This is a genomic window from Bradyrhizobium macuxiense, assembly GCF_001542415.1.
GTDB classification, from domain to species: Bacteria; Pseudomonadota; Alphaproteobacteria; order Rhizobiales; family Xanthobacteraceae; genus Bradyrhizobium; species Bradyrhizobium macuxiense.
The window spans coordinates 35,073-54,444 of sequence record NZ_LNCU01000022.1 but is presented as its reverse complement, the minus strand read 5'-3'; the positions used below and the strand labels follow the sequence as shown (position 1 = coordinate 54,444).

Annotated in this window: 21 protein-coding genes and 1 pseudogene; 13 read left to right on the top strand and 9 right to left on the bottom strand. The window is 65.0% G+C overall.

Annotation, left to right across the window (positions count from 1 at the left end):
* Positions 1–212: pseudogene (locus AS156_RS43940) on the top strand (hypothetical protein); the annotation flags it as partial.
* Between the two features lie 130 nt (positions 213–342).
* On the opposite strand, the gene AS156_RS04995 reads toward AS156_RS43940, so the two are convergent.
* Positions 343–897, bottom strand: a complete 555-nt coding sequence (locus tag AS156_RS04995) for a TetR/AcrR family transcriptional regulator (RefSeq protein WP_066500835.1) — start codon at positions 895–897, stop codon at positions 343–345.
* A 98-nt stretch (positions 898–995) separates the two neighbouring features.
* On the opposite strand from AS156_RS04995, the gene AS156_RS04990 reads away from it, so the two are divergent.
* The 6 genes from AS156_RS04990 to AS156_RS04965 all read left to right on the top strand — a co-directional run bounded on the left by AS156_RS04990 (position 996) and on the right by AS156_RS04965 (position 4,844).
* Positions 996–1,430 (top strand): acyl-CoA thioesterase, encoded by a 435-nt coding sequence (locus tag AS156_RS04990; RefSeq protein ID WP_066500833.1) that lies wholly within the window; start codon positions 996–998, stop codon positions 1,428–1,430.
* A 5-nt stretch (positions 1,431–1,435) separates the two neighbouring features.
* On the top strand, positions 1,436–1,879 hold the full coding sequence (locus AS156_RS04985) for a PaaI family thioesterase (RefSeq protein ID WP_066501003.1): 444 nt from the start codon (positions 1,436–1,438) through the stop codon (positions 1,877–1,879).
* Between the two features lie 269 nt (positions 1,880–2,148).
* Positions 2,149–2,535: a CidA/LrgA family protein gene (locus AS156_RS04980; RefSeq protein ID WP_066500832.1), complete on the top strand. Its 387-nt coding sequence runs from the start codon at positions 2,149–2,151 to the stop codon at positions 2,533–2,535.
* The gene (locus AS156_RS04975) at positions 2,532–3,254 is read left to right on the top strand and encodes an LrgB family protein (RefSeq protein ID WP_066500830.1); all 723 of its coding nucleotides are present in this window, start codon (positions 2,532–2,534) and stop codon (positions 3,252–3,254) included. Before AS156_RS04980 ends, AS156_RS04975 begins: the two co-directional genes overlap by 4 nt.
* A gap of 135 nt (positions 3,255–3,389) precedes the next feature.
* Positions 3,390–4,127, top strand: a complete 738-nt coding sequence (locus tag AS156_RS04970; protein ID WP_066500829.1) for a sulfite exporter TauE/SafE family protein — start codon at positions 3,390–3,392, stop codon at positions 4,125–4,127.
* Positions 4,128–4,163: 36 nt separating this feature from the next.
* On the top strand, positions 4,164–4,844 hold the full coding sequence (locus tag AS156_RS04965) for a DsbA family protein (protein WP_066500827.1): 681 nt from the start codon (positions 4,164–4,166) through the stop codon (positions 4,842–4,844).
* Between the two features lie 74 nt (positions 4,845–4,918).
* On the opposite strand, the gene AS156_RS04960 is transcribed toward AS156_RS04965, so the two are convergent.
* Both AS156_RS04960 and AS156_RS04955 read right to left on the bottom strand, forming a co-directional pair.
* Positions 4,919–5,125 (bottom strand): hypothetical protein, encoded by a 207-nt coding sequence (locus AS156_RS04960; RefSeq protein ID WP_066500824.1) that lies wholly within the window; start codon positions 5,123–5,125, stop codon positions 4,919–4,921.
* Positions 5,126–5,186: 61 nt separating this feature from the next.
* A complete protein-coding gene (locus AS156_RS04955; RefSeq protein WP_066500817.1) occupies positions 5,187–6,074 on the bottom strand; it encodes a LysR family transcriptional regulator in 888 nt (295 codons plus the stop codon).
* A gap of 121 nt (positions 6,075–6,195) precedes the next feature.
* On the opposite strand from AS156_RS04955, the gene AS156_RS04950 reads away from it, so the two are divergent.
* Together AS156_RS04950 and AS156_RS04945 are read left to right on the top strand one after the other, a co-directional pair.
* On the top strand, positions 6,196–6,936 hold the full coding sequence (locus AS156_RS04950) for an SDR family oxidoreductase (RefSeq protein WP_066500815.1): 741 nt from the start codon (positions 6,196–6,198) through the stop codon (positions 6,934–6,936).
* A gap of 45 nt (positions 6,937–6,981) precedes the next feature.
* On the top strand, positions 6,982–7,893 hold the full coding sequence (locus AS156_RS04945; protein ID WP_066500813.1) for an SDR family oxidoreductase: 912 nt from the start codon (positions 6,982–6,984) through the stop codon (positions 7,891–7,893).
* An 81-nt stretch (positions 7,894–7,974) separates the two neighbouring features.
* Here the strand turns inward: AS156_RS04945 and AS156_RS04940 are convergent, their stop codons facing one another.
* The 3 genes from AS156_RS04940 to AS156_RS04930 form a co-directional block, all read right to left on the bottom strand.
* The gene (locus tag AS156_RS04940; RefSeq protein ID WP_066500811.1) at positions 7,975–9,045 is read right to left on the bottom strand and encodes a carboxylesterase family protein; all 1,071 of its coding nucleotides are present in this window, start codon (positions 9,043–9,045) and stop codon (positions 7,975–7,977) included.
* A 23-nt stretch (positions 9,046–9,068) separates the two neighbouring features.
* Positions 9,069–10,040, bottom strand: coding sequence for a S1C family serine protease (locus tag AS156_RS04935; protein ID WP_066500805.1), 972 nt, complete (start codon positions 10,038–10,040; stop codon positions 9,069–9,071).
* Between the two features lie 144 nt (positions 10,041–10,184).
* On the bottom strand, positions 10,185–11,702 hold the full coding sequence (locus AS156_RS04930) for an AMP-binding protein (RefSeq protein WP_066500804.1): 1,518 nt from the start codon (positions 11,700–11,702) through the stop codon (positions 10,185–10,187).
* Positions 11,703–12,011: 309 nt separating this feature from the next.
* Here AS156_RS04930 and AS156_RS04925 point away from each other — a divergent pair, with 309 nt between their 5' ends.
* Positions 12,012–12,341, top strand: a complete 330-nt coding sequence (locus tag AS156_RS04925; RefSeq protein ID WP_160331057.1) for a PilZ domain-containing protein — start codon at positions 12,012–12,014, stop codon at positions 12,339–12,341.
* Positions 12,342–12,585: 244 nt separating this feature from the next.
* Positions 12,586–12,717 carry a hypothetical protein gene (locus tag AS156_RS45595; protein WP_283807905.1) on the top strand — a complete coding sequence of 44 codons (132 nt, stop codon included), beginning with the start codon at positions 12,586–12,588 and terminating at the stop codon, positions 12,715–12,717.
* Positions 12,718–12,814: 97 nt separating this feature from the next.
* On the opposite strand, the gene AS156_RS04920 is transcribed toward AS156_RS45595, so the two are convergent.
* A complete protein-coding gene (locus AS156_RS04920) occupies positions 12,815–13,708 on the bottom strand; it encodes a LysR family transcriptional regulator (protein WP_066500797.1) in 894 nt (297 codons plus the stop codon).
* A 109-nt stretch (positions 13,709–13,817) separates the two neighbouring features.
* Between AS156_RS04920 and AS156_RS04915 the strand changes: the two genes are divergently transcribed.
* Together AS156_RS04915 and AS156_RS04910 are read left to right on the top strand one after the other, a co-directional pair.
* Positions 13,818–14,810 carry an aldo/keto reductase gene (locus AS156_RS04915; protein WP_066500795.1) on the top strand — a complete coding sequence of 331 codons (993 nt, stop codon included), beginning with the start codon at positions 13,818–13,820 and terminating at the stop codon, positions 14,808–14,810.
* A gap of 1,110 nt (positions 14,811–15,920) precedes the next feature.
* A complete protein-coding gene (locus AS156_RS04910; protein ID WP_347336607.1) occupies positions 15,921–16,763 on the top strand; it encodes a hypothetical protein in 843 nt (280 codons plus the stop codon).
* A gap of 501 nt (positions 16,764–17,264) precedes the next feature.
* Here AS156_RS04910 and AS156_RS04905 read toward each other — a convergent pair.
* Complete coding sequence (locus AS156_RS04905; protein WP_066500792.1) at positions 17,265–18,206, bottom strand: prephenate/arogenate dehydrogenase family protein; 942 nt, start codon at positions 18,204–18,206, stop codon at positions 17,265–17,267.
* Positions 18,207–18,213: 7 nt separating this feature from the next.
* Positions 18,214–19,311, bottom strand: coding sequence for a histidinol-phosphate transaminase (gene hisC, locus AS156_RS04900; protein WP_066500997.1), 1,098 nt, complete (start codon positions 19,309–19,311; stop codon positions 18,214–18,216).
* Between the last annotated feature and the right edge of the window lie 61 nt (positions 19,312–19,372).

Here is a 19,372-nt window from a genome sequence, read left to right as displayed (position 1 = left end):
CCGCCGCAGCACCGGCACCGGCAGGTCAGGCCGTGTTTCCGAACGCCGTCGATCCCAAATACTCCAAGGAGTCCGAGGGCAAGCAGCGCATGCACACCTGCGTCGACCAGTACAATGCCAACAAGGCGACCGGCGGCAATGGCGGCTTGAAGTGGATCCAGAAGGGCGGCGGCTACTACAGCGAATGCAACAAGCACCTGAAGGGCGCCTGAGCCTTTCGGCCTGACTTTGGCGAGCGGCCGGTGACCAACCGGCCGCTTTTTTGTTGAGAGCGTTTTCGAGCGAAGTGGGTGCCGGTTCGCGTCAAGAAAACGCCTCAAAACAGCAATCAGGACCGAAGGTCTAGCTGTCTGGCAGCAGCTTGTCAGCGGATTTGGCCAGCAGCTGCGCCCGGCCGCGCGGGCTGCGTTCGAGAAACAGCAGGCTCTGGCCGAAGATGAAGCAGTAGAACAGGAAGGCCTTCGCTTCGGCCTGTTCGGCCGAAAGCCCGGTCGCGCGATAGAGCTGTCCGACATTCTTCAGCCGCGCCGCGTCGACGCTAGCGACCGCCACCGCGGCGGCCTCGTCGCTGCGCGCCCACTGCCGGATCGCGAGCTCGATCGCCATCGCCTCGGTGTTCATGTGCTCCGAATAGAGCGCGATGATCGCCTTCAGCCGCTCGCGCGCGGTGGCGCCGTCGAGCGCGGTGTGCTTCTCGATCGTGGCGATGCGGCCGTCGCGCCAGTGCGCCAGCATGGCCTCGAGCAGCGCGGCGCGATCCTTGAAGCGGCGATAGAAGCCGCCCTTGGTGACGCCGAGATTCTTCGCCAGCACCTCGACGCGCACGCCGTCGACGCCGGAGCGTGCGAGCTCGGCAAAGCCGGCCGCCACCCAGACATCGCCTCTGCCCTCAGTCATCGGGTGTCTCGTGCCATTTCCTTGATACGGTACCGTATTGCTAGCTTGCTTCGTCAGTGATACGCTACCGTATCAACAATGAAAACGGGAGCGGCACGATGGAGGGCGAGGCAACCTATCGCGGCACGGTCTATCCCTGGCATTGCGACCACGTCGGCCACATGAACGTCATGTGGTATGTCGGCAAGTTCGACGAGGCGACCTGGAACATGTTCGCGCGGCTCGGCCTGACGCCGGGCTATCTGCGCGAGTCCGGCCGCGGCATGGCCGCCGTGCAGCAGAACGTCTCCTACAAGCGCGAGCTGCTCGCCGGCGACATCGTCGAGGTCAAGAGCCGGCTGCTGGAATTCCGCGACAAGGCGATCCGCGTGCTGCACGAGATGCGCAACGCGGAAACCGGAGAGGTCGCCGCGACCTGCGAGATCACGGCCGTGCACCTGGATCGCGCGGCGCGCAAATCGACGCCGTTCGCACCGGCGATCCGCTACACCGCGCTGCAGCACCTGGTGCCGTCAGAACCAACCATTGCATGACCGTCATGTCGTCCTTCCAGCCCAAGAACCCGGACTATCGCGCCGTCGCGACCGACATGTTCGAGCGCCAGCGCGCGATGCAGACGCTCGGTATCTCGATCGCGCGCCTGGAGCCCGGCGAGGTCGAACTCGCGATGTCCTATTCGCCCGATTTCACCCAGCAGAACGGATTCGTTCATGCCGGCATTATCACCGCGGGTCTCGACAACGCCTGCGGCGTCGCCGCCTTCACGCTGATGCCCGCCGGCTGTGACATCCTGACGGTGGAGTTCAAGACCAATCTGCTGGCGCCGGCGAAAGGCGAGCGCTTCGCCTTTCGCGCCCATGTGGTCAAGCCCGGCCGCACGCTGACATTCTGCGAGGCAGGGGCCTACGCGCTCAACGACGGCGTCGAAACGCTGGTCGCGACCATGACCGGCACGCTGATGGCGCTGCAAGGGCGGGAGTAATAGGCAAGGGAGGTCAAGACGTGATCCCGTCTTGCCCGCGCAACGGCAAAGCCGTTGTCGCTGGAGGAGCCGCGAAGCGGCGTCTCGAAGCATCGACGGCCCGGCTGGTGGCCGTGCATCCTTCGAGGCTCGCCCAGCGCCGCAAGGCTCGCACATCAGGATGACGGTACTAGCAGAGGTGCGCCCAATATCTGCGCATCAGCCTGGCGTCGGCGCATTGACAACCTCCCGCCGCGGCGACCTGATGGGCGTATCGCTTGGATGCCCACATGATCGCCAGCCTCAGCCTGATCCTGTTCTGCCAACTGATCGGCGAAGTCGCGGTGCGCGAGCTTGCCGTGCCGGTGCCCGGTCCGGTCGTCGGTCTGATGCTGTTGTTGTTGCTGTTGCTCGGTCGCGATCGCTTTCCGGCGCTGGCGCGCGGGCCGCTTGGCAATGACGGCGTCGAGAGTGCCAGCCGGGCGATGCTGGCGAATCTCTCGCTCCTGTTCATCCCGGCGGGCGTCGGCGTGGTCCAGAAGCTCGATCTGCTCGCGGACCACGGCGTCGCGATCCTGGTGATCCTCGCCGTGTCGGTCATCGTCACGCTGCTCGCGACGGTTGCGACCTTTGTCGCTGCCAGCAGCCTGATCTCGCGCGGCGAGGACAAGCCGTGAGCGACAATCCCTTCTCGCTCTGGGTCTATCTGTCACAATCGCCGCTGCTCTGGCTCACGGTGACGCTACTGACCTATGCGGTAGCCGACGCGGTGTCGCTCAAGACGCGCCGTCACCCGCTCGCCAACCCGGTGCTGCATTCGGTGTGGATCATCGGTGTCTTCCTGCTGGTGACCAAGACCTCCTACACCACCTACTTCGCCGGCGCGCAGTTCGTGCATTTCCTGCTCGGCCCCGCCACCGTCGCACTTGCGGTACCGCTGTACGAGAATCGCAGGCGGGTTGTGGCCGCGATCCTGCCGATGGTGGTTGCGCTCGCGGTCGGCTCGATCACGGCGATCGTCTCCGTCGTGCTGCTGGCAAAGGCCTTCGGGCTGCCGCGCGACGTCATCCTGTCGCTGGCGCCGAAGTCGGTGACGGCGGGCGTCGCCATGGGCATCAGCGAATCCCTGCATGCCGATCCCTCGCTGACCGCGGTGTCGGTGATCCTCACCGGCATCATGGGCGCGATCGTCGTGACGCCGCTGATGAACTTCACCGGCATCACCGACTATCGGGCCCGCGGCTTTGCGGCCGGCATCGCCGCGCATGGCATCGGCACCGCGCGTGCCTTCCAGGTCGACGAGGTGGCTGGCGTCTTCTCCGGCATCGCGATGAGCCTCAATGCGCTGATCACCGCGCTGCTGGTGCCGCTTGCCGTCACATTACTGGTGCACTAACGACAGTTGCAGTGCAGTTTTGTGCTATTGGCATGGCGTGAGGCAGCAAATCCTTCTAGGATCGCGGCCTCAAACGCGAGTCTGTTCCTCTTGGTCTTCTCCGCAACGCAAAGTGTGCTTGGACTGGCATCGGGCATGCTGGTCGGTTTTTCGCTCGGCCTGGTCGGCGGTGGCGGGTCGATCCTGGCCGTGCCGCTGATGGTCTATGTGGTCGGCGTGCCCGAGCCGCATGTCGCGATCGGGACGTCGGCGATCGCGGTCGCCGCCAATGCCGCGATCAACCTCTCCAACCATGCCCGCGGCGGCACGGTGATCTGGTCCTGCGCGATAGTGTTCGCGCTCGCCGGCATGTGTGGTGCGTTCGGCGGCTCGATCCTCGGCAAGATGCTCGACGGGCAGAAGCTGCTCGCGATGTTCTCGCTGGTGATGCTGGTGATCGCCGCGCTGATGCTGAAGACCCGGGCGCGGGTCGGAGTGACCGACATCAAGTTCGGCATGGACAACATGCCGGCGATCGTCGGCCTTGGCCTTGCGACCGGAACCATGTCTGGCTTTTTCGGCATCGGCGGCGGCTTCCTGATCGTGCCGGCCTTGATGCTGGCGACCGGCATGCCGATCATGAACGCCGTCAGTTCCTCGCTGGTCGCCGTGACCGCCTTCGGCATGACCACGGCCTTGAGCTATGCGTGGTCCGGGCTGGTGTCGTGGGGACTGGCGGCGCTCTTTGTCGCGGGCGGCATCGCCGGGGGCCTGGTAGGCACCCGCAGCGCCCGGCACCTGTCGGAACGGCGCGGCGCGCTCAACATCGTATTTGCGACTGTCATTATCGTGGTGGCGATCTATATGCTGGTGCGTAACATCCACGTGTCCTGAGCGTAGAGCCGACGGGCCCCCCCGCGAAAGCCAGATATGAACCGCTTAACGAGACCATCCGTGATCACCCCCACCCGCCGCGACGCGCTCGGCCTGTTCGGCGCCGGCGTCGCGCTGCTGGCTGCGGGAACCGCCCGCGCCAGTGCCGAGGAAGAAGAGAAGGTCCTGACGGAGGCGCAGGTGCTGCGCGACCCGGATATCCCGGTGGCGGGAAATCCCGAAGGCGACATCACCATCGTCGAATGGTTCGACTACAACTGCCCCTATTGCCGCAAGCTCGAGCCGGAACTGCGCCAGGTGGTGCATGACGACGGCAAGGTGCGCCTGGTGCTGAAGGACTGGCCGATCCTCGGACCGGTGTCCAAGGTCGCCGCGCGGATGGCGCTCGCGGCGCGCTATCAGGACAAGTTCCTCGTCGCGCATGAAGCGATGATGGCGGTCAATTCGCGCATCACCGAGCCGCGCATCGGCGAATTGTTGTCGGGCGCAGGCCTCGACATGGATCGCCTCAAGAAGGATCTCGACACCAACGCGAAGGCGATCGACGCGGTGCTTGCGCGCAACAACGACCAGGCGGAAGCCTTCGGGTTCAACGGCACACCCGCTTTCATCGTCGGCAAATTCCGCGTGCCCGGCGTGCTCACGATGGATCAGTTCGAGCAGGTGATCGCCGACGCCCGCAAGGCCAATATGGGCCGCAAGATTGAGAAGAACTAAATCCTGCCGCAATCAAAAAAGGCCTCTCCCGCGGGAGAGGCCATTTGCCTGGGCGTGATCGAAAAGACAATTCGCTACTTCGACGCGACCTTTGTCCATTCCTCATGGGCACGCGCCTTCAGCGCGTTCCAGTCCTGGGCGGCGACATCCCAATTGACGATGGTGCGGCTGTCCCGAGCGACTTGTCCATTCGCCTCGCTCGATGTCTGCGAGGAATCGTAGACATAGACGCCGCCGATCAGGATCAGCGCGCCCAGGATCATTCCGAAAAAGAATCGCATCGCAAGTCCTCCGGTGTTGGCCGGATAACGTCGCCGGGGCGGCCGGGGTTCCGGCGGGGCCTCAACTGCGACCAAACGCCCGCGTCACGTAGTCGATGAACACGCGAACTCGTGGCGAAAGCTGGCGATTGCGTGGATAAAGTAGAGAGACCGGAACAGATGGCGGCCGGCAATGCTGCAGGATCTCCACCAGTGTTCCCCGCGCCAGATCGGCTTCGGCGTGAAAACGCGGAACCTGCACGAGGCCGAGACCCAGCTTGGCCGTCGCAAGATAGCTTTCCGGCCCGGTCACCGACATCGGAGCCGGCAGCGGGAATTCCTTCAGCACGCCGTCGATCACGAACTCCATCTGACGCAGCCGGCCCGTCGTCAGCGAGCGGATCCCGATCATGCGATGCCCGTCGAGCGCAAGCGGATCGGTCGGTGTGCCGTAGCGCGCGAAATAGTTGGGCGCGGCGCAGGTCAGTCGGTCGAGCATCACCACCTGCCGCGCGATCATATCGCTGTCGCGCACTTGGCCGAAGCGCAGCACGCAATCGACACCTTCGCGGATCAGATCGATCCAGCGATCGCTCTCGCTCATCGTGATCTCGATATCAGGGTATTCGGACAGGAAGCCTGGCAGGTTAGGCAGCAGGAAGTGCCGCGCCAGCGTGCCCTGCACTTCGAGCCGCAACAGGCCCTTCGGCTTGGCGCCGCCGAAGGCGCCCTCGGCGTCCTCGAGATCCGATATCAGCGACAGGCAGCGCCGGTAATGCGCCTCGCCATCGAGCGTCGGGCGCACCGTGCGCGTGGTGCGCTCGAGCAGCCGCACCCCGAGCCGCGCCTCCAGCCCCTTCACCGCGTCGGTCACGGTCGAGCGCGGCAGCCCGAGATCGTCGGCTGCCAGGGAAAAGCTGCGGCGCTCCACCACGCGGGTGAACACGCGCATTGCGTCAAACCGGTCCATCGCATTTATCCGAGAACAACGAATAGTGATGCCAGAAAATGCACGATTATCCGGCCTGCGCCAAGGTGTAGCGTCCTTCCATCGAACGCGGCTGGTCCGCACATTCAGATGGAGAGAGAAAATGACCAATCAGACCAACAAGGTAGCTCTGGTAACTGGCGCCTCCCGCGGGATCGGCGCGGCGGTCGCCGAGCGCCTCGCCAAAGACGGCTTCACCGTCGTCATCAACTACTCCGGCGATGCGAAGGTAGCCCAGGCGGTTGCCGACCGGATCGAGGCGGCCGGCGGCCGGGCGCTGACGGCGAAGGCCGATGTCAGCGACGCCAACTCCGTGCGCGGCATGTTCGACGCGGCGGAGGCGGCGTTCGGCGGCGTCGACGTTCTCGTCAACAATGCCGGCATCATGAAGCTCGCGAAGATCGCCGACAGCGACGATGCGCTGTTCGACCAGCAGATCGCGGTGAATCTTAAAGGCAGCTTCAACACGATGCGCGAGGCGGCGCGGCGGCTGCGCAACGGCGGACGCATCATCAACTTCTCGACCAGCGTGGTCGGCACCAGGCTCGAGACCTACGGCATCTATGTCGCGACCAAGGCCGCGATCGAGCATCTCACTGCGATCCTGTCCAAGGAATTGCGTGGCCGCGCGATCACCGTGAATGCGGTCGCGCCCGGTCCGACTGCGACCGATCTTTTCCTCAACGGCAAGTCGGATGAGCTGATCGAGCGCTTCGCCAAGATGGTGCCGCTGGAGCGGCTCGGCACGCCCGAGGACATCGCGGCCGCCGTTGCCTTCCTCGCTGGTCCCGACGGCTCCTGGATCAACGGCCAGACGCTGCGCGCCAATGGCGGCCTGGTCTGACGCCCTCACGCACCCATTCAACTCAACACCACAAGGATATGTGTCATGAAACAGGTCATCGTCATCACCGGTGCGTCGAGCGGCTTCGGCCGCCTCACCGCCAACGCGCTCGCCAGGGCTGGCCACACCGTCTACGCCTCGATGCGCCGGACCGCGGGCCGCAACGCCGCTGCAGTCGCCGATATCGAGGAATTCGCCCGGGACAACAACGTCGATCTGCGATCGCTCGAGCTCGATGTCGGCTCACAGGCCTCAGTCGATGAGGCGATCGCCAGGATCGTCGCCGAAGAGGGCCGCCTCGACGTCGTCATGCACAACGCCGGCCACATGGTGTTCGGACCGGCGGAGGCGTTCACGCCTGAGCAGCTCGCCGAACTCTACGACGTCAACGTGCTTTCGACCCAGCGGGTCAATCGCGCGGCGCTGCCGCAGCTGCGCAAGCAGGGCAGGGGGTTGCTGCTGTGGGTGTCGAGCAGCAGCACGGCCGGCGGCTCGCCGCCTTATCTGGCGCCGTATTTCGCAGCGAAGGCCGGCATGGACGCGATGGCGGTGATCTATGCGCGCGAGCTGTCGCGCTGGGGCATCGAGACCTCGATCATCGTGCCCGGCGCCTTCACCGGCGGCACCAATCACTTCGCCCATTCCGGCCGTCCCGCCGATCAGGCGCGGCTCGCCGAATATGAAGCGGGGCCCTATGCCGGTTTCGGCGAGGAGATCATGAAGGCGTTCGCGGCGATCGTGCCCGAGGATGCCGACGCATCACTGGTCGCCGATGCCATCGTCAAGGTCGTCGACACGCCGTTCGGCAGGCGGCCATTCCGCGTTCACATCGATCCGACCCAGGATGGTGCCGAGGTGGCGTTCGGCGTGATCGACCGCGTGCGCAACGAGATGTTGCATCGGGTCGGCTTCGCCGACCTGCTCAAGCCGCGGGTGAATGGGTCATTGCGAGCGTAAGCGAAGCAATCCATCTGTTCGCGTGCCAGTGACAATGGATTGCTTCGCTAGCAATGACGAAACCGGATGGATCGAAGTCTCTCACGCGCCGCCGTTCAGCCACTGCAATATCTCCGCATTGATTTCGCGAGGATAGCAGTGGCTGAGGTCGTCTATCTCGCAATAGGTGACCTTGGCGCCGGCGGCCGACAGCAGTCCTTGGGTCTGCCGCGCGGTCTGCACCGGAAACATCCAGTCGAGCCGGCCATGGGTGATGAAGATCGGCAGGCCGCGCAGCCGCTCCGCATCGGCAACCTCCGCCATCAGCGGGTGGAACGTCGCCGCGACGGGCGCAAGATGCGTGAAGCGCGAGGCGCCGTCGAGGCCGGTGACATAGCTGAAGGTGCCGCCGTCGCTCATGCCCGTGAGCAGCATCCGCGTCTCGTCGATGCGCCAGCGCTCGCGCACCTGGTCGATGATACGGTTGAGGTTCGGCGTGTCGGTGTCGTCGCCCATCAGCGCCCATGTCGATCCTGTCGCGGTCGGCGCCACCAGGATGGCGCCGCGGCTGCGGGCATCGCGCAGCCAGCTCCACAGGAAGCTGCGGCCGTTGCCGCTGCCGCCATGCAGCGCCATCACCAGCGGCCAGGTGCGCTCGGGCGTGTAATATTCCGGCACATACATCGAGAAGCCGCCGCGGCTGCCCGGCTCGTTGCGCTCGTGGAAGACGCCGGTGTCGTCGTTGGGGACGGCCGCGAGCCTGGCCTGCAACTCGGCGTCGTCGCGCAATTCGGGCGCGATGAAGAAGCCGCTGACCGGCGGCAGCTCGGTGAGCGAATAGAGCGCCTCCAGCGCCCGCGGTCCATAGCGCAACGCGCGGAACACGCTGACGAGATCGCCTTCGCCGCTCTGCACGGTGCGCAGGCCCGCATAGCCTGCAAGCGCCGCCTCGATGGACACTTCCAACGCCGTCTTGATGTGGGCGAATTTCTCCGGCCAGTCCGCAAGCCGGGGCCGCACCGCCTGCAGCGCCTCGTCGGGCTCGCCCGCGATGTCCATGACGCGGCCGAACTCTTGCGGGTTGAGATTGCGCGCGACAAAGGACAGCGATTCCAGCGTCTGCAGCAACGGTGGCAGCACAGCCACGATGTCGTCCACCACGACGTCGCTCATCGTTGCGGCCTCTTCCCCACGCTTCAGTGCAGCCGCGGCGCCTTCAACAGCTTGGCGCGGTCAATCGAGGTCAAGGTCACGTCGAAGGTGACGCCCTCGTGATAGACGGTCAGCGGCACGTCGACGCCGGCCGAGCCGAGCGACCACAGTTTCCGATAGAACTCGGTCTGGCTCGTCACGTTCTCGCCTGCGACCGCGAGGATCACGTCGCCGGTCTTCAGTTCGGCGCGCGCCGCGGGTCCCTTGCTGGCGATGCCGACCACGACGATGCGGTCGTCGATCTCGGTGGTGTACATGCCGAGCCATGGCCGCGCCGGCTTGTTGACGCGGCCGAACTTGCGCAGATCGCTCAGCACCGGATTCAGGAGATCGATCGGCACGATCATGTTGACATGCTCGGCCCGGCCTGATCGCTCGCGTTCGAGCTGCAGCGAGCCGATGCCGAGCAGTTCACCGGTGTCGGAAATCAGCCCGGTGCCGCCCCAGTTCGGATGCGACGGATGGGTGAAGATCGCCTCGTCGAGCAGATACTCCCAATAGCCCGCGAATTCCTGCTTCGCCGCGACCTGGCTGGCCACCGAGCGCGTGCGGCCGCCGACGCCGCCGACCACGACATTGTCGCCGACCCGTGTCGCCGCCGACGAGCCGATCGGCAGCGGTTCGACGTCGAGCCGACCGAGCGCCTGCACCAGGCCGAAGCCGGATTCGAAATCGAAGCCGAGCGTATGCCCCTCCACCGCGCGGCCGTCGCCGAGATGCAGCCATACCGCTTCGGCCTCCGTGATAAGGTAGCCGATCGTCAGTACCAGCCCGTCGTCGATCAAGACGCCATTGCCGGTGCGCTCGGTGCCGAGCGTTTCCGCGCTGAACGCATCAGGCGGAATGATCGAATGCAGTCCGACCACACTCATCAGCGCGCGATCGAGATCGAAGCGATAATCTTCGGAACGGGGCTGGAAGGCCGGCGGCACTTTCCATTCGGTCAATGAGGCCATGAAGGATCTCCTGGCGTGCAGGGCGAGGGAACCTCGAGTAGATTCGAGGTTCTGCCGGCAGGGAAGGTGGAAAGATATACCCTAAGCGGGCGCCTGCACAGCTCATGTGGCGTGCAGATCGGCCCCTCGCAAGATGAATTGAACTCAATCGCTCCTTGACGATTTGCGCGCCGGCATGATGCGGAAGCCGCGATCCTCTTTCAGCCACGCAGCGCGCTCGTCGCGCAGCAGCGTGCGGCGGACCTTTCCGGAATCGTCGCGCAGCGGCGCGCCAACGTGCTCGAAGCTCTCGGGGTGCTTGTAGCGGCTCAGCCTGTCGCTCAGGAAATCGCCCATGCTGTCGGCGATCTTTTGTGCATCGGCATCGTCGGCGAGCTCGAGGATCGCGTGCACGCGCTGGCCGAATTCCGGGTCGGGCAGGCCGACCACGACGCAGGAGCGCACCTCGGGATGCGCGCTCACCGCGGCCTCGACCTCGGCCGGATAGATGTTGGCGCCGCCGCGCAGCACCATGTCGGCGAGGCGGTCACCGAGATAGAGATAACCTTCCTCGTCGAGCCGGCCGATATCGCCGAGCGATTCCCAGCCATCTGGCCGCCGCTTCGGCGCGGCGCCGAGATAGTGATAGGTGGTGCCGGCGCCGTCATTGGGCAGGAAATAGATCTCGCCGGTTTGCCCCGGCGCAACGTCGTTGCCGTCCTCGCCGATGATGCGCAGCTTCGCTGTCTCGCCGATCTTGCCGACCGAGCCTTTGTGCGCCATCCATTCCACACCTGATATCACGCAGGCGCCTTGTCGTTCGGTGCCGCCATAGAGCTCCCAGATCCGCTCCGGCCCGAGCCATTCGATCCATTTCTCCTTCAGCCAGGGCGGCATCGGAGCTGCCATGTGAAACACGATCTGCAAACTCGAGACGTCGTAGCGGCTGCGCACCTCCTCGGGCAGCGCCCAGATCCGGTGCATCATGGTCGGCACGAAATTCACCCATTGCACATGATCCCGTTCGATCAGCCTGAGCGTTTCCTCGGCGTCGAACTTCACCATGCCGGTGACGCTTCCGCCCCCGAACAGCGCAAAGTGCGAGAGGATGAATGGCGCGTTGTGATAGAGCGGCCCTGGATTGAGCAGCGCGGTGCCCTGCGCAATGCCAAGCGTCGCCTCGGCGGCAGTGTCGATGACAGCGGGGTTGTGATCGAGGATGACCTTCGGCCGCCCGGTCGAGCCGCCGCTGGTCATCGCCTTCCAGTAGCGCGAAACCGGCGGATCGAGCGGTTCGTCGGAAAATCCCTCCGGCACAAAACCCGCCGGCAGCGAGTTCGGCGCATTCCAGTCGGCCTCGCCACCGACGACGAGCGCAGGTCTAAGAATGTCGAGCACGGCAGCAGCCTCGCCGCGCGGCAGCCGCCACGACAGCGAGGTCGGCGTCGCGCCGCATTTCCACACCGCAAAGCTGGTCTCGAAGAAGGCGTTGCTGTTGGGCAGTCCGATCGCGACGAAGTCGCCGGGCTTGACGCCCTTGGCCGCAAAGGCGCGCGCCCGCGCGTTGGCGCCGCGCTCGAGCTGCGTCCAGGTCAGCGCGTCCTGGCCGTGGCTGACGGCAATGGCGTCGGCGGGTTTGCGTTCGGCATACCAGCGCGGCACGTCGGCTAGGGGGATCAGCATGGGTCGTTTCCGTCGGAAGAGGCGTCTTGCGGCCGCTCTTGTTGCAGGGGGCGTGGCTGATGCCACGGCGGCACTTCATCAAGAGTGCGGTGGCCGAGTCAAGTTCGAGATTGCCGACGCGACCGGTATCCCGCTGACGGAATTGTGGAATCCCTGTTGGCTAAAAAGCCGCGTCAACTTTCCGGTAAAGTTCAAGCGATCGCGCTAAGCCGGACTTTACGGGGATGGCGGCATTGTGACCAAAGCGGTTGTGCGCCGAACGGCATCCAGCGACGCGCACGGTGCGCAACGTCCTCTGAGGTCATGACGATGGCGAGCAATGGGGCACGGATCAAGGTCAGTCGCGAGCCGCGACGCCAGCTCAACAACCGCGTCGCCTGGATCACGGTCGATGACGGCGCGACCGAGAGCGAGTGCGCCGTTATCGACGTCTCGCCCGGCGGCGCCAAGATCGTGGCGGAGATGGCCTTCGACGTGAAGGACCGTCTCGCGCTGACGCTGCTCGCCGACCACTCCAAGCGCCACGCCTGCGAGGTGGTCTGGCGCCGCGGCAAGACCTATGGCCTCAAATTCGTCGCGGCAGAGCCTGCGGCCGAAGCGCTCACTGCGCCTGTTGGCGCGGCCGAGGGTATCTCCTGACCGGGCGAAAAAAGGCCTGTCACGGCCCTGCTCACTTTTGAGTAAAGCTGGTAGCCTTGTCGAAGGGCTGTTGGGTGGGCCCGTACCTGACCCCAGGCTTCGCGACACGTTGCGCACTGCTTCGTGCATTGCGCGAATAGGTGAGCCGGCATGACCATTTGTGCCTTCTTTTGGGCACTTATCGGTCCGAAGCTGGCCCTAACGTCAGGATGCGACGGCGGCCACCGCAGGGGGGTGCCAGTAATTGACGGATCGCACTCACGATACGCTGCAGGACGTGGACTTGCGTAACTTCGCCCGCGTCGTTTCGGCGTGCACGCTGGGGCTGTGGGCGTTCGCGGCAGGTCTGCTGATCGGCACCTTCCTGTTTTCGTGATCGACGCGCGATCCGGCGCGTCACTTCTCCAATATCTTCGGCGTGCGTTATACGCGATCTCCCGCGTTACATGATGCGCTTCAATCTGCGTCGTGATCTAGCCGCGATAGCGCAGCGCATCGACCAGCAGCGAGAAGGCCGGCGAGGACAGTCGCCGGCTCGGATAGTACAAGTGAAAGCCCGGAAACGGCGCGCACCAATCGTCCAGCACCTGGACCAATTGTCCCCTGGCGATGAACGGGCGCACCCGCTGCTCGGGGAAATATCCGAGCCCGAGCCCGGCCAGCACCGCCTTCATCCGCAGCGAGCCGGTGTTGAATGTCAGTTGCCCGTCGACCCGGACCTTCATCGCGCGTCCACGCTTTTCGAACTCCCAGGCGTAGATGCTGCCGTAGGTCCGCAGGCGGATATTGACGCAGGCATGCTGCGTCAGGTCCTGCGGTCGTGTGGGACGCTCGTGCCGCTTGAAGTAGGAGGGAGCGCCGACAACGACCATGCGGAAGTCCGGCGCGATCCGCACTGCGATCATGTCCTTTGCCACCTGCTCGCCGAGCCGGACGCCGGCGTCGTAGCGCTCGGCGACGATGTCGGTGAACCCGTCGTCGACCGTGAGCTCCACCTTGATGTCGGGATAGCGCGGCAGGAAGCTCGCCAGCGCCGGCCACAGCACGGTTTCGGCGGCGTGCTCGCCGGTGGTGATGCGGATCGAGCCGGCGGGCCGATCGCGCAATTCACTCAGCGCGGCAAGTTCGGCATCGATCTCTTCGAGCCGCGGACCGACGCCTTGCAGCAGGCGCTCGCCGGCTGCGGTCGGCGCGACGCTCCGCGTGGTGCGGGTCAACAGCCGGACGCCGAGCCGCTCCTCCAGCCCGCGCACCGTGTGGCTGAGCGCCGATTGCGATACGCCGAGCCGTGCGGCTGCCCGCGTGAAGCTGCGCTCGCGCGCAACGGCGAGGAAGGCGATCAGGTCATTGACGTCATGCCGGGGCATTCATGAGTCCTGCTCATAAGTCCATCCCGATCTCTATGTCTAATCGCCCGCCGGGGCACGCCCTAAATGCTGCGGCGGACAAGCCCGGCAATGAATGCGGAGAGACATCATGCAAAAGCGGACACTCGGCAACGGCAATCTGAAGGTTTCGGCAATCGGTCTCGGCTGTATGGGCCTCAGTTTTGCCTACGGTCCGGCGCTCGAGAAGCAGCAGGGGATCGCGATGATCCGCGCTGCCGTCGAGCGTGGTGTCACCTTTTTCGACACCGCGGAGGTCTACGGCCCCTTCGTCAATGAGGAACTGGTCGGCGAGGCGCTGGCGCCGGTCCGCAACGATGTCGTGATCGCCACCAAGTTCGGCTTCGACATCGAATCCACGAACGACCAGCGGCGCGAACTGAACAGCCGGCCCGAACATATCAAGGCGGTTGCGGACGCGGCGCTGAAGCGCCTGAAGACGGACGTCATCGATCTCTTCTACCAGCATCGCGTCGATCCGGCTGTGCCGATCGAGGACGTCGCAGGCAGCGTGAAGGACCTGATCGCCGCGGGCAAGGTCCGGCATTTCGGTCTCTCCGAGGCCGGCGCGGAGACCATCCGGCGCGCGCACGCAGTGCAGCCGGTCACGGCGCTGCAGAGCGAATATTCGCTGTGGGAGCGCGAGCCGGAGCGAGAGATACTGCCGACGCTCGAAGAACTCGGCATCGGCTTCGTGCCCTACAGCCCGCTCGGCAGGGGCTTCCTCACCGGCGCGATCAGCGCCACCACGACGTTCGCCAGCAACGACTTCCGCAACATCGTGCCGCGGTTCTCGCAAGAGGCGCGCCGCGCCAACCAGGCGTTGGTCGACCTGCTCGGACAAGTCGCTGCGAGCAAGAACGCCACCTCAGCGCAGATCGCGCTGGCCTGGCTGCTGGCGCAGAAGCCGTGGATCGTGCCGATCCCCGGCACCACGAAGCTGCATCGCCTGGAGGAGAACATCGGCGCTGCGCGGGTCGAACTGACGTCGGCCGATCTCGCCGAGCTTGACAAGGCTCTCGGCGCGATCGAGGTGCAGGGTGAGCGCTATCCCGAGCATCTGCAGCGGATGGTCGGTCGCTGAGCGTCTCCCTCATCGAGAGCCCGGTCGCGGTCTTATCTTCCGGTCCGGCCATTCGGGTTTGAACCCGCGGAGTCGGTCGGAGCCCCAGGGGCGGCCGGCGCGGCCGTCCAGCCGGCGCCGCTCGAGGGCGCCATGCGCTGGCCGGGTCTGGCCGGCGGTGGAGTGCCGCCAACCCCGTTCGAGATGGGCCCGCGGTCTCCGGGACGGGGCGGCGGTGCGGTGCCTCCCACCCCTTGTGCAAGCAGTTGGACCGGCGTGAGCGCGAGACCGACGGCGAACAAGGCGGCGATCTTCGGCTTGAGCACATTCTTCCTGAGCAATGTCCTGGGCATTCACTTCTCCGAATTGAGACCGGAAGCTGCGCGCGGGCGGTCACCATCGGGCCGAGGCGGCGGAAGGTACGCGCGAACGATGCGAAAGGTCCATGCGGCCGCGAGGCGGTGCTTCGACGCGAGACTAACGTTCGCTGCGCTCGTCCCGTTCCAGGCGGCCATCGCGGTCACGTGGGTTTGTCCGCGTGTGACCACCGCATTGTCGAGCGACGCTGCTGCGAATCGACCACGCCTGCGGCGTTCGTCATTCGGCTCGCCCAAGTCGGCACGATAAGTCAGCGCGACAAGACAGCACGATTTGGGTAGCGCTCTCCGTGGAGCATCTGCGGATACGAGTTGCATTCGGGCAACATCCTTCGGAAAGTTGGATCGTTAACCTTCCTTAGCCATTGCGTGATCATTCCCTGAGCCGAGAATCCGTCTCGTCACATACTTGGCTGTGCAATCCGGCTCCGATGAGCCTTTGGAGGCTGGGATGGTGAACACTCGGCGAATCGGGGCGGCGGCAATATGCCGGACAGTCGTTCTGCCCAGTTACATTGTCGCCTGGCTTGCAGCATTCGGTTCGGCTGGAATCGAGAATCTCGGCGCGTCAGTCGATGATTCACGCGCGCCTCCGGTTGTCGCCGACGCGGTGTCCGCCATATCACCCGCAACCGCCAGTGCGAACGCCACCGTCGATGTCGTCGATGCCGTGACCGCGAGCGGGTCGGAAGCGGTGGCGACATCCAACCCGGTGCCGACCTCACACGATCCGGAAGCCGTCGTGGAAGCCAGATTGAGCGATCCGACGCTGTCGCCGGAAACGCAACCGGTTCAGGCGCCGATAGCGACCATGCCGGGTCCGGAGGCTCACGACGCCAAGGAGACGGTGGACTCTATCGCAATTCTCGACGAGTGCTGGGACGTGAACGCCTGCATCGACCGCTATTTGTGGGCGCTCTATCAAAGGACGCCCAAGGAAGACACCATCAAGGTGCCGGAACAACGGACGGTGACGGTCAAGAAAAAGAAGAGGATGGTGAAGGTTACCCGAACGTTCACCAAGCTTGTCGATGAGGATTTCGCCTGGAAGGACACGAAGGCGGCCGAGAGAGCCGGCATGCCCATGACGGACTACGTCATCGGTGGCATGGATCGGACCTTCAAGCTGAAGCTCTTTCATGCGCTTCTCGCGGCGGAACAGGCCGGCTTGTCGCCCGGCATCACCAGCGCGTTCCGCGATGACTACCGGCAGTCGATCGCGAGCGGCCTCAAGGCGGCCAGCGACAGGTCGTATCACGGCGGCAGTTTCCGCGGAGGCTACGGCCATGGGCTTGCAGCTGACATCGTCAGCGTCGACGGCGCGACCCGCGACGCGCGATGGAGGTCGTCGGACAGGCTTTGGAAATGGATCGACGCGCACGGAAAGGAGCTGGGCGTCGGGCGCCCCTATCTCGATCGCGATCCGCCGCACATTGCTCCGATCGACGGCAAGGAATATGCCGCACACAACCATGGAGCCAAAACCCAACAGGCGGCGGTGGACCTGAGGACGCGCAACCGGCCCGCTGCACGGGACAAGCATGCCACGGCGAAACGCGCAAAAACTGCTAAGTCGTCGAAGGTGAGAACGATCTGAGCGAGATCGAAGTGACGCGAGCCGACGAAGCGATGCCGTTCGCCGTTCCGGGCTTGTTGCTTCGCGATACGTCGGGATGACGGGCGGGCGAAACGAAAGACAAAGCTCGGACAAATCATGTCGCGAGAAGATTGACGCATGACTCACAAGCCGCGCCACACACTTGCCGTCGTCCCTGCGAAAGCAGGGACCCATACTCCGCGGTCCGTATGGTGAAAGGGACTCGTCGTTCCAGCACCCCTCAACAACAACCATTCGTGGTTATGGATCCCTGCTTTCGCAGGGACGACGATTGGGGGGCCCCACACTGTCATCGCCCGCGAGTAGGCGGGCGATCCAGCACGCCGCGGCCCATCGGCTCAATCACAACTGTCTCTAGAATACTGGATCACCCGCATGCGTGGGTGATGACACCGAAGATGTGGCTGTTCGACAATTGAAGCGGCAGCCGACTCCACGCCGTCCCGCTTTCGCGGGGACCGACAGCGAATATGCGGCAGCCTACTCCGCCTTCTTCCCCAAATTCGCATGCGGCCGGCCGAAGTCGGCGGCGGCGGAGTCCTGGCCGATCTCGACGATGCCGCGGCGGATGGCGCGGGTGCGGGTGAAGTGGTCGAACAGCGCGTCGCCGTCGCCGCGGCGGATTGCGCGGGTGAGCTTCGACAGGTCCTCGGTGAAAGTCCCGAGCATTTCCAGCACGGCGTCCTTATTGGCGAGGAAGACATCGCGCCACATCGTCGGATCCGACGCCGCGATGCGGGTGAAGTCGCGGAAGCCGCCGGCCGAGAACTTGATCACTTCGGACTCGGTCACCTGCGCCAGCTCATCGGCGGTGCCGACAATGGTGTAGGCGATCAGATGCGGCAGATGGCTGGTGATCGCGAGCACGAGGTCATGATGGTCAGGCGTCATCACCTCGACCTTGGCGCCGAGCGCGGCCCAGAAGGCGCGCAGCCGGTCGGTGGCGGCGGGATCGGTCCCCTCGGGCGGCGTCAGGATGCACCAGCGGTTGATGAAGAGCTCCGGGAAGCCGGAATCAGGTCCGGAATGCTCGGTGCCGGCGACCGGGTGGGCCGGCACGAAATGCACGGTCTTGGGCAGATGCGGCGCCATGTCCTTGACGACGGCGCTCTTCACCGAGCCGACGTCGGAGATGATGGCGCCGGGCTTCAAATGTGCTGCGATCTCGGCCGCGACCGGTCCGCAGGCGCCGACGGGAATGCAGAGGATAACGAGATCGGCATCCTTCACCGCCTCGACATTGGTCGCGACGACCTTGTCGACGATGCCGAGCTCGGTGACGCGCGCGCGCGTCTTCTCCGAGCGCGCAGTGGTGACGATCTCGCCGACCAGGCCTTGCGCGCGGGCGGCGCGCGCGATCGAGCCGCCGATCAGGCCGAAGCCGATCAGCGCGACGCGGTTGAAGAGTGGAGCAGAGGTCACGTTGGGCTCACTTTCCAGACATGAAGTCGCGCAGGCCATCGACGACGAGGCGGTTGGCCTCCTCGGTGCCGATGGTCATGCGCAGCGCATGCGGCAGTTTGTAATTGTTCAGCGCGCGCAGCATGAGGCCGCGTTTGGTGAGATAGGCGTCGGCTTCCGCCGCGGTCCTGCCCTTCTCGGTCGGGAAGTGGATCAGCACGAAGTTCGTGACGCTCGGCGTCACCTTGAGGCCGAGCTTGCCGATCTCCTCGGTGAGCCAGTTGCGCCATTGCTCGGTGTGCGTCTTCGACATCTGCACATGCGCCGTGTCCTCGATCGCCGCCACCGCCGCCAGCATGGCCGGCGTCGAGACGTTGAACGGACCGCGGATGCGGTTGCAGGCATCGACGATATGCGCAGGTCCGAACATCCAGCCGATGCGCAATGCGGCAAGGCCGTGGATCTTCGAGAAGGTGTGGGTCACGACGGTGTTGTCGGTAGTGGCGACGAGCTCGATGCCGAACTCGTAATCGTTGCGCGAGACGTAGTCCGCATAGGCGGCGTCGAGCACCAGCAGCACATGCGACGGCAGGCCGGCGCGCAGGCGCTTCACCTCGTCGAACGGCAGATAGGTGCCGGTCGGGTTGTTTGGGTTGGCGAGCCAGACCAGCTTGGTGCGCGGCGTCACCGCGTTGAGGATCGCGTCGGCATCGGCGGTGAAATTGCTCTCGGCCGCGATCACGTTCTTCGCGCCGTTCGCCATGGTCGCGATCGGATAGACCAGGAAGCCGTGGGCGGTCGAGATCGCCTCGTCGCCGGGTGCGAGATAGGTGTGCGCGAGCAGATTGAGGATCTCGTCGGAGCCGGCGCCGCAGATGATACGGTCAGGATCGAGACCGTAGCTGCGGCCGATCGCTTCGCGCAGCACGCGCGAGGTGCCCTCCGGATAATCCTCGAGATGATCGGCCGCGTGCTTGTAGGCCGCGATCGCCTTCGGCGACGGACCGAACGGCGTCTCGTTGGCGGACAGCTTGAACACCTTGCGGCCCGGTTCCGGCACCGGGCTCTTGCCCGGCGTGTAGGGCGCAATATCGAGGATGCCGGGGTTCGGCACGGGGCGGGACATCATCAACTCCGGACACAGCGTTTTCCGGCGAAGGGGATACCGGTTCGCGCAAGGAAAACGC